This window comes from Streptomyces cacaoi (assembly GCF_006539165.1).
Taxonomy (GTDB): Bacteria; Actinomycetota; Actinomycetes; order Streptomycetales; family Streptomycetaceae; genus Streptomyces; species Streptomyces cacaoi.
On the sequence record NZ_BJMM01000092.1, the window covers coordinates 1 to 12,467 of the forward strand.

The window sequence follows — 12,467 nt, forward strand, 5'->3', positions numbered from 1 at the left end:
AGGCGGGCAGGCAGCTGGTGGGGTATGTGGTGCCGGCTGCGGGGGAGGGGCCGGAGGGGCGGCTGGAGGGCGCTGCGGTGCGCGGCGAGCTGGCGGCGCGGTTGCCGGACTACATGGTTCCGGCGGTGGTGATGGTCGTGGCGGACTTCCCGCTGACCGTCAACGGAAAGCTGGACAAACGGGCGCTGCCCGAGCCGGAGTTCACCGGCGGCGTGTACCGGGCGCCGTCGTCACCGGACGAGGAGATCCTCGCCGCGCTCTTCGCCAGGGTGCTCGGCCTGCCCCGCGTCGGGGTGGACGACTCGTTCTTCGACCTCGGCGGCAACTCGCTCTCCGCGATGCGGGTGATAGCCGCCGTACGGGAGACGTTCGACTCCGCGATCGGCGTCCGGGCCCTGCTGGAGGCGCCGACGGTCCGCGGGCTCGGCCGGCAGCTGCACAGCTGGTCCGACGCCGACGAGATCACCGAACTGGCACGGCTGACGCAGGGCCCGGGCGAACCGCTGTTCTGCGTCCATCCCGGCGGCGGCGTCGGCTGGTCCTACCGCGCTCTCGGCACCGTCCTCAAGCGCCCGGTCGTCGGCATCCAGCAGACCACCGGGACGGACGAACGCCCGGGCAGCGTACGGGAGATGGCCGAGCACTACGCCGACCTCGTGCAGTCGGTGCAGCGCGAGGGCCCCTACGATCTGCTCGGCTGGTCCTTCGGCGGCCTCGTCGCCCACCAGGTGGCGGTCGCGCTGGAGCGCCGGGGCGCGCGGGTGCGCCGTCTGGTGCTGCTGGACGCGGCCATCGCGGGCCCCGGCGTGGACCGCTCGGCCGAGGAGGAGTTCGACGAGGCGGACGTGCTGCGGTACTTCGTCTCCCGGCAGGCCGAACAGCCGGAGCAGGCCGAACGGGCGGAGCAGGCAGAGCAGGCGCGGCAGCCGGAGCCGGGGGAGCAGGCCGGGCAGGCCGGGGAGGCCGGGGAGACCGGGCAGGCCGGGCAGGTGGCCGGCGACGGGATCGTGGAGCGGGTCGGGAGCCGGGTGGCCACCGGCGCGGTCGTACCACCGGCCTGGCTGATCCGCCACGTCGTGCACAACCTCCGGTTCAACACCCGGCTGTGGCACGGCCATACGCCCGCGGTCTTCTCCGGTGACGCCGTGGTGTTCAAGGCGGCGGCGACGCGGATGGACGCCGGATACTCCGACGACTGGACGCCCTTCGTCGCCGGCTCGGTCGAGGAGCACACGGTCGACTGCGCCCACAACGACATCCTGAGCCCCGCCGTGCTGGACACCTACGGCGACCGGCTGAAGGCGGCGATGGACCCGATGGACCCGATGGACCGGATGAGGACGACGGACCCGACGCACACGACGGACTCGACGAGTCCGATGAACCCGATGGACGCAAACGGACGCGGTTTCCGCCCGAGTGGACGGTGAGTAGAGATGAACCCGCAGATGGTTTCCACCATTTCCGCCTTCTGGGAGCGCGCTCTCGGCGTGGACGGCCTGACGCCCGAGGAGAACTTCTTCGACCTCGGCGGGGACTCCCTGGTCGCGGCGAAGATCCTCGCCCTGATACAGCGGGAGTACGGCATCGAGGCGGAGCTGCGCCTGATCTTCGACAACCCGACCATCGAGGAGTTCGTGGACGCGGTCGGCGAGGAGCTGGCCGCGGCGCCGCAGCGGGGGGCCGGTGCATGACCGCGCGCGAGCACCTCTCGCTGTGGGGCGGCCCGACGAAACCGGAGTGCTTCCTCGCGGAGTTCCGCCGGCACGTCGCGGCCGCCCCGGACCGCACCGCCGTCGTCGACGCCGGCCGCCGGTACACCTACCGCGAGCTGGCGGCCCGGGCGCGGCACGTGGCGGCGGAGCTGGCGGCCGCCGGTGTGGCCACCGGCGACCGGGTCGCGGTCTCGCTGCCGCGCGGCGCGGCGGCCGTCACCGCACTGCTGGGGGTGATGCTGCGCGGCGCCGCCTACGTCCCGCTGGACCCCGAATACCCCACCGAGCGCCTCCAGTTCATGATCGACGACTGTGCGCCGCGCGCCGTGATCGCCACCGAGGACACCGAGGTGCGCTACAGCGGCCCGGTGCTGCGGGCCGGTGAACCGCCCGCCGCCGGAAGCGGGGACGAGGCCGCGGCCGGCCCCGGGGACGCGACGGGCGGCGGGAACGACGGCGGGGCGCACGGCAGGCCCGGCGAGCCGGCCGGGGCCTCGTGCGATCCGGTGCTGCCGGTGTACGTCATCTACACCTCCGGCTCGACCGGGTGGCCCAAGGGCGTGGCACTGACCCACCGGTGCGTGGACACGATGGTCGACTGGCAGGTCTCCCACTCCCCGCGCCCCGATCTGCGGACCGCCCAGTTCGCCCCGCTCAACTTCGACGTGTCCTTCCAGGAGATCCTCGGCACGCTGTGCGGCGGCGGCACGCTGGTGATCATGCCGGAGGAGCTGCGGCGCGAGCCGGGACGGCTGCTGCACTGGCTGGCCGAGCACCGCATCGAGCGGCTGTTCGTCCCGTTCGTCGCGCTCCAGATGCTGGCCGTGACGGCCCGCGCCGACACCCTCGCCGCGCTGTCCCTGGTCGAGGTGAACACGGCCGGCGAGCAGATGGTCTGCTCCCAGGACATCCGCGCGATGTTCACCGCGCTGCCGGGCTGCCGGCTCGTCAACCACTACGGGCAGAGCGAGTCCGCCATGGTCACCTCGCACGTGCTGGAGCCCGATCCGGCGGACTGGCCCCATCTGCCGCCGATCGGGGTGCCGCTGCCCGGCTGCGAGGTGCTCGTCGACCCCGAGGACCCGGAGCACCCGCACATCGGGGAACTCCTGGTGGCCGGCCACCCCCTCTCCGAGGGCTATCTGGGCCGGCCCGAGCTGACCGCCCGGCGCTACACCACCATCCCGCGCTCGCCGGCCGGACACACCCGGGCCTTTCGCACCGGAGACCTCGTCGAACTCACCCCGCAGGGGGTGCGCTTCCTGTCCCGCACCGACGACCAGACCAAGATCCGCGGAGTACGGGTGGACCTCATGGAGGTCGATGCGCAACTGCTGGCCGACCCGGGCATCGCCGCCGCCGCGACGGCCCTGGTGCCCAGCGGCTCCGGCCATCCGAGCCTGCGGGCCGCCGTCGTGGCGCGCGAGGGCCGCGCCTGCCCGGCCGAGTCCGCCGTGCTCGACCGGCTGCGCGCCGTCCTGCCGGAGGTGTCGGTGCCGCTCTCGGTGACCGAACTGACCGCGCTGCCGAGAACGTCCAGCGGAAAGATCGACCGTGCCGCCGTCGTCACCGAGATCACCGACGATCTGCGCCGGCGGCGCCGCACCCGGGGAGGCCGCGCATGACGACGGTCCTCTACGAACGGCTCGCGGACGCCGGCCAGTACGCGCTGTGGGCCGAGGCGGAGATCGACCCCTCGATCAGCGGTGGCGGCTACTTCGTCGGCACCTTCCACGGCGCCGTCGCACGGTCCGCGCTCGAATCGGCGGCGCTGGCCGTCCTGCACCGGCACGAGCCGCTGCGGTCCGTGCTCCGGCTCGTCGAGGGGCAGTTGCGGCAGTGCGTCCTCCCGGCGCAGGAGGCGCTCAGCTTCGATGACTCCGAACTGCCCTGCGCGCGGGGGGACGAGCGGGCGGCCGTGCGCGCGTGGACGGAGCAGCACATGCGGCACCGCCGATGGGACCTCTCGACGGAGGCGCCGCTCCGGTTCCACCTGCTGCGCCACGACACCGCCCGCTGCTCCGTCGTCTTCGCCGTGCACCACGCCGGCTTCGACGGCCGCAGCAAATTCCTCGTCGCACGGGACTTCGCTGCCCACCTCGCGGCCGTCCGGGCGGGCCGCGCCGCACGGCCCACGCCGCTGACCGCCCCCGCGACCCCGGTCGCACCGCCCGAAGTGGCCGAGGAGGCACGCGCGTTCTGGCGCCGCACCGTCGAGACGGCGGAGCCGATGGCGCTTCCGGAGGGCGGGCGGCCGGGCCGGCGCAGGATCACCTCCTCGCCCACCGTCGAGCTGGACCCGGCCGCGGTCACCGCGCTGCGCGACACCGCCAGGACGCTCCGGGTCAGCACCTTCACCATGCTTCTGGCGGCGCTGATCCGGCAGTTGGCGGCCTACGGCAACAGCAGCCCGCTCCTGGCGCTGGCCTCCGATGTGAGCGACGAGACGACCCGGGACGTCGCGGGCCTCCAGATCAACGTGGTGCCCGTGGCCGTCGAGGCGGCACGGACGGCGTCGACCGAGGACTCGGTGGCCGCCGCGCGCGCCGCGCTGTCCCAACTGGCGCGCTACCGGCGGGTCCCGTTCGTCGATCTCGTCGCCGGCGTCCCCGGCCGCCCGCTGGCCCGGCTCGGCACCGAGCTGGGCCTCTCCTTCCCCCGGCCGCCCGCCGGACTCGACCTGGACGTCCCCGGTCTGCGCACCGCGTGGGACTTCTTCACCCCGAACACCTCGGCGACCCTGGCCAGGACGCTCCAGATCCGCGCCGACTGGCCCGAGTGCCGGGTACGGCTCGACCACCGCGAGAACCTCATGGGAGCCGAGGAGGCCGAGCAGTTCCTGACCGACTTCCGTACCGCCGTCGCCGACCTGGCCGCCGACCGCACGACCTCGTCCCTCGCCACGGCGGTCGCCGACCGGCCCGCGACCGGCACCGGGGGCGCCCCGTACAGCTGTGCCGGGACCCGCGTGGGAACCGTGCTGGACGACGACCCGCCGCACCCGCCCCGGCTGCTGCCCGCCGACGGCCACGCGTTCACGGCCCACGGCCCGTCGGGACAGCCGCTGCCGCGCTCGATCGCGGGCGCCGTCCATGTGCGCTTCCCCGACGGCCGGACGCTGCCGACCGGCGACAGCGGCTACATCGCGGCGGACGGCGGCGTCCGGCTGCTCGGCCCCGCACACGGCCGCTGGATCTGCACCCGCAACCTGATCGACACCTCGGCCGTCCGCCGTGTCGCCCTCACCCACCCCTGGGTCACCGGCGCCGAGGTACGGCTGGAGAAGGGCCGGTCGGAGAGCGCCGTACTGACGGTGACGGGCAGCGGCCCGCGGCCCCCGGGCGTCCGGGAACTCCGCGCCCACCTGCGCACATGGCTGCACGGCAGCGAACTGCCGGGCCGTATCCGGGTGGAGCCGGCCGACTGAGCCGGCGCCTTCCTCCCACACCGCCCGCCACCCGGCCGCCGAGCGGCAGGGAGAACGCCGCCCGGCCGCCGGACGCAGGGAGAACACAGCCCGGCCGCCGGACGGCAGGGACAACACCGCCCGGCCGCCGAGCGGCAGGGAGAACGCCGCGTCCCCGTCCGGAGTCCGCGGCGTTCTCCCTCGGACGACCGGTGCCCCGCCGAAACCCGGCCCCCGGCCCCCGTCCCCTTCCTGTTCCTGCCCGAGCAGGGCCGTGAACCCCCGGCTCCGGCCCCGGGCCCGGCCCGCTCTACGGCACCCGCGCCGTCCACTCCTCGCTGCTGTACCGGGACAGGGCCAGCTCCTCGGCGCGGGCCAACTCCTGTGCGGTGACATGGCCTTCGGCCAGGCCGTAGCGGGTGCGGAAGGAGGAGATCATCCGCTCGATGACCTCGCCGCGCGGCAGACCCGTCTGCCGCCGGAGCGGGTCGACGCGCTTCTTGGCGCTGCGGGTGCCCTTGTCCGACATCTTCTCCTTGCCGATGCGCAGCACATCGAGCATCTTGTCGGCGTCGATGTCGTAGGACATGGTCACGTGGTGGAGCACGGCGCCGTCCCCGGTCGCGAGCCGCTTCTGCGCGGCGCCGGCGATCTTCCCCTCCTTGGAGGCGATGTCGTTCAGCGGCATGTACCACGCCCGGATCCCCATGTCGCCGAGCGCGCCCAGGACCCAGTCGTCGAGATAGGCGTAACTGTCCGCGAACGACATCCCGGAGACGAGGGCGGCAGGCACCGACAGCGAGTAGGTGATGGTGTTCTCGGCCTCGACGAACATGGCGCCGCCGCCCGAGATGCGCCGGACGACGGTCACACCGTGGCGTGCGGCGCCCTCCGGGTCGACCTCGTTGCCCAGCGACTGGAAGCTGCCGATGATGACCGCGGGCGAGTCCCACTCCCACACCCGGAGGGTGGGACCACGGCGCCCGGCCGCGACCTCCTCCGTCAGCACCTGGTCCAGCGCCATGTGCAGGGCGGGGGACTGCGGGGGCTCGTGGATGAGCTGCCAGTCGTAGTCGCTCCAGTCGGTGGCCCGCGCCAGGGCCCGGCGCACACACACCGCGATGCCCTCGGCCGTGACCCCGTACATCGAGGTGCCCTCGGGGAGCGCCGCGTTGATACGGGCCGTGAGCCCGGCCGAGTCGGTCTCGGACGGCGCCCCTTCGAGAGCCCCGTCGATGGCGGCGAGCGCCTCGTCGGGTTCGAGGAAGAAGTCCCCGGACACCCGGACGTTGCGCAGCACCCCGCCCTCGTCGTCCAGATCGACGACCACGAGCTTGCCGCCCGGAATCTTGTACTCCCCGTGCATGGCGCTGACCACCTTCTGATCGAGGGCCCGCCGCCGACGACGGGACCGCTGCGCTCGACGCGCCCCGCACGGCCGACACGCCCCGCAGGACCGACGAGACCGATGAGACCGGCGAAACGCGACCCCGAATCCGCCGCTTCCGCCGATGCCGCCGGGCCCGGCAGTACCGGGAAAATTGCGTGGTACGCCGCCTTTCGCCTGGTCCAGGCTATCGCGCGGCCCCGGAGCGACGAGCCCGTCCCCTGCCGGGCCGCCGGGGGAGGGGCGGGCCGACCACGCACGTCCCGGCCGCCGGGCCCTGCGGTCACCGTCGCTCTCAGGCGGCGAAGCCGCCGTCCACGGCGAGCACGGCCCCGGTCACATAGCTCCCGCCGTCCCCCGCCAGATAGGCGACCGCGTCCGCGACCTCCTCCGGCCTGCCGTACCGGCCCAGCGCGGTCCCCGCCGCCTGTGCGTCGGCGCCCTCGCCGTCGGCCGGGTTCAGCTCGGTGTCCACCGGCCCGGGCGCCACCTCGTTGACGGTGATGCCGCGCGGCCCCAGCTCCCGGGCCAGCCCCTTGGTGAGACCGTGCATCGCCGCCTTGCTCGTGGCGTACAGCGACATCCCCGGAAAGACCACCCGGGCGCCGACACAGCTGCCCATGTTGATGATCCGGCCGCCCTCGCCCAGCTGCCCGGCCGCCGCCTGCGCCACCAGATAGGCACCGCGGACGTTGGCCGTCAGCACCCGGTCGATCTCGGCCTCCGGCACCGTCCCGACGGCTCCGCCGCTGCCGACACCGGCGTTGTTGACCACGATGTCCAGCCGCCCGAAGTGCGCGACCGTCCCGTCCACGGCGGCCCGTACCGCCGCACCGTCGGCGAGGTCGGCACGGAGGGCCAGCGCCCGGCCGCCCGCCTCCTTGATCCGGTCCGCGATCCGTCCCGCCCGCTCGGCGTGGTGTGTGTACGTGAGGGCGACATCGGCGCCCAGCCCGGCGAGCCGCAGCGCGACCGCCGCCCCGATCCCCCGGCTGCCGCCGGTGACCAGCGCTGCCCTGCCCGTGAGGGAATTTCCGCTCATACCTGATTCCTGTCCGTTCATCCGTGATCCGGTGGTTCCGGCCGACAGCACTCGATACTCGCCCCTCCACCACACCCCCGCTGGCGCTCATCGGACACGGCGTTCCCGCCCCTCCCCGAAGCCCGAACGCGCCCTCACGAAGGCCAAGTTCACACCCCGAGCGTCGGAACAGTGGCGGTGAGCGCCGAGCCGACTGCCGTGGACGCCGGAACCGCGCCCGTGGACGCCGCACACGCGGTCGCGGCGCGGAACCGCCGGACGTGGACGCCGGATCCACGACCGCAGCCGCCGCACACGCCCGTGGACACCGTCCCCGCGATCGTGGCCGCCGACCCCACACGCAGCGCCGCCGAACGCACGGTCGGTGCTGCGAGGTTCGCGGTTCCGGGCGGGCGTCACAGCAAGGCCCGAAGGCGCGCACTGCCTCCCGGGAGCGGAGGCACACGCCCGCCCCCGGAAGGCGCAAGCACGCACGCGTGCCGGGGGGCTCAGCCCCTGCCGGGCCCCGCGTGCCACGGCAGCACCCTCGCCCGCCCGGGCGGGCACGCGGATACGCCGGGGTCAGCCCTCCGACGGGCCGTCGAACACGGTCGGCTCCCAGGCCCTCGCACGCTGCGCACGCAGCAGCGGCAGCGGGCTGTCGTCCTCGCCGCGGAGCCGCTCCGCGAGGCGGACGACGGTGTCGCACCGGACGAGATGCAGGGCGCGGGCGGCCAACGCCCGCCCGTAGCCCGCCTGTTCGGCGGCGCGCAGCGCCGCGGGCGCGCCCACCGACTGGATGAGCCCCGCGATGTCCTCGGCGGGATCGCCGAGCACCGCGTCGGTCCAGTCGAGCACGCCCGTCACCCGGCCCCGCCCGGTGAGCAGATGCTCGCCCTTGAGGTCGGCGTGCAGCAGCACGGTGGGCACCTCGCGCTCCCCGGCCGCACCGGTGCGCTCCGCGTCCCGCCGAAGCGCCTCCGGATCCACCGGCACCTGGCCGGCGGCCCGCTCCACCTGCCGCCACAGCGGCGGCAGCGCACGGGCCGGCGCGGACGGGACGCCGAGCGCGGCCGCCTCCGCCACCGGGAACGCCCGCAGGCCCGCCAGCAGCCCGGCCAGATCCCGCTCACCGTCCGCGCCGACCGGTGCCCGCTCGGCCGAGACCCCCGGCAGCCGGACGTCCAGCGTCCAGCCGAGCCCCGGGGCCCACTCGCCGGCCGCCGCGCTCCGTGGCACCGCGACGGGCAGCCGCGCCGCGACCGCCGAGCGCAGCGCGATCTCCCGCCGCTGCCGCCCGGTGGCCGCCGTATCGGGCGCCGACCGCAGTACATGGTGCTCGCCGACCCACCAGGCGGAGTGCTCACCGCCCTCGCCGACGGGCACCAGCCGGGGCCCCTCCGGCGCGTCCGGGAAGTACGGCGCGAGCAGCCGCCGTACCGCGTCCTCCGAGGGCGCGGACACCCCCTGCACCCCGGCGGCCGTGCCGCCGTCCGTCATGCCCCGGCCCCCGCGGCCAGCGGCGCCAGCAGCCGGGGGAGCGCCTCCCCGACGGGCTCCCGGACGACCTCGTCCGCCATCGCGTCGTAGGGGGTCGGTTCGGCGTTCACGACGACCAGCCGGGCGCCGTGCTCGGCGGCCAGCCCCGCGAGCGAGGCGGCCGGCTGCACCTGGAGGCTGGTGCCCACGGCGAAGAACACCTCGCACGCCTGCGCCACCGCCACGGCCTCGGCCAGCACCTCCGCGTCGAGTGCCTGGCCGAACATGACCGTCGCCGTCTTGAGGATCCCGCCGCACTCCTCACAGGGCGGGTCCTCCTCGCCTGCCGTCACCCGGTCCAGGACCCGCTCCGTCGTCGAGCGCGCGCCGCAGGCCGTGCACACCACGGTGCGTGCGCTGCCGTGCAGTTCCAGCACCTTGCGGTCCGGTACGCCCGCGGCCTGGTGGAGCCCGTCGACGTTCTGGGTGATGACCCGCACCGGCGTCCCGGAACGCTCCAGCGCGGCGACGGCCTCGTGCGCCCGGTTCGGCCGCGCCCGCCACACCGGGCTCTCGGCCCGCAGCAGCCAGGAACGCCGCCGGATGTCCGGATCCGCCATGTAGGGGCCGTACGTGACGAGTTTCTCCGCGTCCGGATCCCGGGTCCACACGCCCTGCGGCCCCCGGTAGTCCGGGATCCCGGAGTCCGTGGAGACACCGGCCCCGGTGAGGATCCCCACCAGCGGCCCCTTGCGCTCAGCTCCTCCCATGCGGCCAGCGTAGTTGCCGTCGGCGCCGTCCGCCGGGCGTGCTTGCATGGACCGGTGATCGACGACGCGCTGATGACGGCAGTGGAAGAGGCGGTACGTGAGACGGCGGCGAGCGAGGTGCTGCCCCGCTGGCGGAAGCTCGCCGCACACGAGGTGAGCAGCAAGAGCGGCAGCCACGACCTGGTGACCGTCGCCGACCAGGCGGCCGAGCGCCGACTCGCGGGCGTCCTGCGGGAGTTGCTGCCCGGCTCCGCCGTGGTGGGGGAGGAGGGCGTGCACGCGCACCCGGCGTCGTACGAGGCCCTGCGCGAGGAGGCACCGGTCTGGATCATCGACCCGATCGACGGCACCCGCCAGTTCGTCGCGGGCGAGGAGGGCTTCTGCACGATGGTGGCGCTCGCCCACCACGGCGAGACGCTGGCCTCCTGGATCCACGCGCCCGCGCTCGGCCGTACCGCCGTGGCCAGGCGCCGCGGCGGGGCACTGCTCGACGGCGAGGCCCTGAGCGCGGGCCGGCCCGAGGAGGGCGCGGACCTGCGGGTGGCGACCTCGCACCCGGACTTCACCGACGACGAGCAGAAGGCCGCGCTCGCCCGGCTGTCCGTCGAGGGGGTCGACGCGCGGCCGACGGGGTCGGCCGGCCTGGAGTATCTGGCGGTGGCCCGGGGCCGGGTGGACGCGCTGGCCTACACCTGGGAGGCCGCCTGGGACCACGCCCCCGGCCTGCTCCTCGTCGAGGAGGCCGGAGGGGCGCACACCACGCTGACCGGCGCCCCGTTCCGGCTCGCGGGCGACAACGCGCTCCCCTTCGCGGTTGCGCGCGACGCCGGAACGGCCCGGCGTATCGTGGAACTCCTGCGTGACGGCAGGGACATGAACAGGCCGGTGTGACAGCCGCCGACCGGTCCGAACGCACGGTCCGCACGCACGGGCCGGACGGTCCGGCCGCACCGGTCGGATCCGGCGCGGAGCCGGCCCCGCCGTAGCGGCCGGGGCGGCCCGGCCTGTCGAACCGGGTCCGTCGCCATCCGTCCACCCTGTCGAACCAGACGAAGCAGCAGGCGAGGGGAGCCGAGAGTGCCATCGATCCGGGACGCGGTCGTCGTCGGAGCGGGACCCAACGGGCTGACGGCGGCGGTCGAACTCGCCCGGCGCGGCTTCGAGGTCGAGCTGTTCGAAGCCATGGACACGGTGGGCGGCGGCGCCCGCACCGAGGAGCTGACCCTCCCCGGCTTCCGGCACGACCCGTGCTCGGCCGTCCACCCCACCGGCGCCGGCTCGCCCGCCTTCCGCGCCATGCCGCTCGCCGAGCACGGGCTGGAGTGGATCCACCCCGAACTGCCCCTCGCGCACCCGTTCCCGGACGGCACGTCCGCCGTGCTGTCCCACTCCGTCGGTGAGACCGCCGCCTCGCTCGGCCCGCGCGACGCGGGCGCCTACCGCCGGCTGGTCGCCCCCTTCCTGGGCCGCTGGGACGAGCTGGCCGCCGACTTCCTCGGCTACGGCTCGGCGTTCAACGGCCGCTTCCCGCACCACCCGCTGCTGCTCGCCCGCTTCGGGCTGACGACCCTGCCACCGGTGACCTGGGCGGCGAAGGCCCGGTTCCGCGACGCGAAGGGGCCCGCGCTGCTGGCCGGGCTGGCCGGTCATGTCATCGCCCCGCTGAACAACCCGTTCATCGCCGCGCCCGCGCTGGTCTTCGCGCTCGCCGCGCACGCCAACGGCTGGCCCGTGCCACGCGGGGGCTCCCAGGCCATCTCGGACGCCCTCGCCGGCTATCTGCGCGCCCTCGGCGGGACGATCCACACCGGCACGGAGGTCAAGCGGCTGGACGAACTGCCGCCGGCCCGCGCCTACGTCTTCGACACCTCGCCCACCGCGCTCGCCCGGATCGCGGGGCTGGGCAGCGCCTACGACGGTTTCCGCTACGGCGCCAGCCTGTTCAAGATCGACTACGCGCTGGACGGCCCGGTGCCGTGGACCTCTCCCGAGGCGCGCCGCGCCGGCACCGTGCACGTCGGCCCCACCCTGGAGGACATCGACACGGCCATGCGGGACGCCGTCGTCCGGGGCCGGGCCCCCGAGAAGCCGCTGCTGATCACCTCGCAGCCCAGCCTCGTCGACCCCACCAGGGCCCCCGAGGGCAAGCACGTCTTCTGGGCCTACGGGCATCTGCCGGCCCGCTGGGAGGGCGACGCCACCGAGGCGGTCGAGCGTCAACTGGAGCGCTTCGCCCCCGGGTTCCGCGACCGGGTGCTGGCCCGCGCCACGGCGGGACCCCCGCAACTGGCCGAGCGCAACGCCAACTACGTCGGCGGCGACATCGCCTGCGGGTCCGCCGCCGGGCTGCACCTGCTGATCCGGCCGAAGCTCAAGCGGGTGCCGTACACCACGGCGCACCCCGCCGTCTTCCTGTGCTCGTCCGCGACTCCGCCCGGGCCGGGCGTGCACGGCATGGCCGGCCACCACGCGGCCCGCGCCGTCTGGCGCCGCCTCCGCGCCGCCCGCTGAGAGCCACCCGGGCCCGACGCGTCCCCGCGCCCGCACGGACGGCGGGCCCGCACACGGCCCGGACGCACCGCAACGCCGGTTCCGTGCAACCCCGGTGCGCCACGCCGGCGCCCGGCGCGGCTCAGCCCTCGCCGTCCCGGCTCTCGTCCTCGGCCTTGCGTGACTCGGCGGCCCGCCG

Annotated in this window: 10 protein-coding genes; 6 read left to right on the forward strand and 4 right to left on the reverse strand. The window is 75.0% G+C overall.

From position 1 onward, the window contains the following. From SCA03_RS37110 to SCA03_RS33580, 4 genes are all read left to right on the forward strand, one after another. The coding region (locus SCA03_RS37110; protein ID WP_308698561.1) for a thioesterase domain-containing protein at positions 1-1,430 on the forward strand (1,430 nt) is incomplete at its 5' end. Positions 1,431-1,448: 18 nt separating this feature from the next. Then, positions 1,449-1,694 (forward strand): acyl carrier protein, encoded by a 246-nt coding sequence (locus SCA03_RS33570; protein ID WP_158102311.1) that lies wholly within the window; start codon positions 1,449-1,451, stop codon positions 1,692-1,694. Further along, positions 1,691-3,340, forward strand: a complete 1,650-nt coding sequence (locus SCA03_RS33575) for an amino acid adenylation domain-containing protein (protein WP_086816256.1) — start codon at positions 1,691-1,693, stop codon at positions 3,338-3,340. Before SCA03_RS33570 ends, SCA03_RS33575 begins: the two co-directional genes overlap by 4 nt. Further along, positions 3,337-5,142 (forward strand): condensation domain-containing protein, encoded by a 1,806-nt coding sequence (locus SCA03_RS33580; RefSeq protein ID WP_086816254.1) that lies wholly within the window; start codon positions 3,337-3,339, stop codon positions 5,140-5,142. Before SCA03_RS33575 ends, SCA03_RS33580 begins: the two co-directional genes overlap by 4 nt. Positions 5,143-5,431: 289 nt before the next feature. On the opposite strand, the gene lplAB is transcribed toward SCA03_RS33580, so the two are convergent. From lplAB to SCA03_RS33600, 4 genes are all read right to left on the reverse strand, one after another. Further along, complete coding sequence (gene lplAB / locus SCA03_RS33585; protein WP_030888314.1) at positions 5,432-6,487, reverse strand: lipoate-protein ligase LplAB; 1,056 nt, start codon at positions 6,485-6,487, stop codon at positions 5,432-5,434. 316 nt (positions 6,488-6,803) lie between these two features. Further along, a complete protein-coding gene (locus SCA03_RS33590) occupies positions 6,804-7,550 on the reverse strand; it encodes a 3-oxoacyl-ACP reductase family protein (protein WP_086816252.1) in 747 nt (248 codons plus the stop codon). A gap of 561 nt (positions 7,551-8,111) precedes the next feature. Next, a complete protein-coding gene (locus tag SCA03_RS33595) occupies positions 8,112-9,029 on the reverse strand; it encodes a phosphotransferase family protein (RefSeq protein ID WP_086816251.1) in 918 nt (305 codons plus the stop codon). Next, the gene (locus SCA03_RS33600) at positions 9,026-9,778 is read right to left on the reverse strand and encodes an SIR2 family NAD-dependent protein deacylase (protein ID WP_030889497.1); all 753 of its coding nucleotides are present in this window, start codon (positions 9,776-9,778) and stop codon (positions 9,026-9,028) included. Before SCA03_RS33600 ends, SCA03_RS33595 begins: the two co-directional genes overlap by 4 nt. 72 nt (positions 9,779-9,850) lie before the next feature. Here SCA03_RS33600 and SCA03_RS33605 point away from each other — a divergent pair, with 72 nt between their 5' ends. Both SCA03_RS33605 and SCA03_RS33610 read left to right on the forward strand, forming a co-directional pair. Then, positions 9,851-10,669 (forward strand): inositol monophosphatase family protein, encoded by an 819-nt coding sequence (locus tag SCA03_RS33605; RefSeq protein WP_051846205.1) that lies wholly within the window; start codon positions 9,851-9,853, stop codon positions 10,667-10,669. Positions 10,670-10,855: 186 nt separating this feature from the next. Beyond that, entirely contained in the window at positions 10,856-12,289 is a 1,434-nt protein-coding gene (locus SCA03_RS33610; RefSeq protein WP_030888324.1) for a phytoene desaturase family protein, read from the forward strand. The last annotated feature ends 178 nt before the right edge of the window (positions 12,290-12,467 follow it).

Bases quoted from the DNA above. Each gene is read 5' to 3' on its own strand.
- SCA03_RS33570 (WP_158102311.1), top strand. From the start codon at position 1,449: ATGGTTTCCACCATTTCCGCCTTCTGGGAGCGCGCTCTCGGCGTGGAC.
- SCA03_RS33575 (WP_086816256.1), top strand. From the start codon at position 1,691: ATGACCGCGCGCGAGCACCTCTCGCTGTGGGGCGGCCCGACGAAACCG.
- SCA03_RS33580 (WP_086816254.1), top strand. From the start codon at position 3,337: ATGACGACGGTCCTCTACGAACGGCTCGCGGACGCCGGCCAGTACGCG.
- lplAB (WP_030888314.1), bottom strand. From the start codon at position 6,487: ATGCACGGGGAGTACAAGATTCCGGGCGGCAAGCTCGTGGTCGTCGAT.
- SCA03_RS33590 (WP_086816252.1), bottom strand. From the start codon at position 7,550: ATGAGCGGAAATTCCCTCACGGGCAGGGCAGCGCTGGTCACCGGCGGC.
- SCA03_RS33595 (WP_086816251.1), bottom strand. From the start codon at position 9,029: ATGACGGACGGCGGCACGGCCGCCGGGGTGCAGGGGGTGTCCGCGCCC.
- SCA03_RS33600 (WP_030889497.1), bottom strand. From the start codon at position 9,778: ATGGGAGGAGCTGAGCGCAAGGGGCCGCTGGTGGGGATCCTCACCGGG.
- SCA03_RS33605 (WP_051846205.1), top strand. From the start codon at position 9,851: ATGACGGCAGTGGAAGAGGCGGTACGTGAGACGGCGGCGAGCGAGGTG.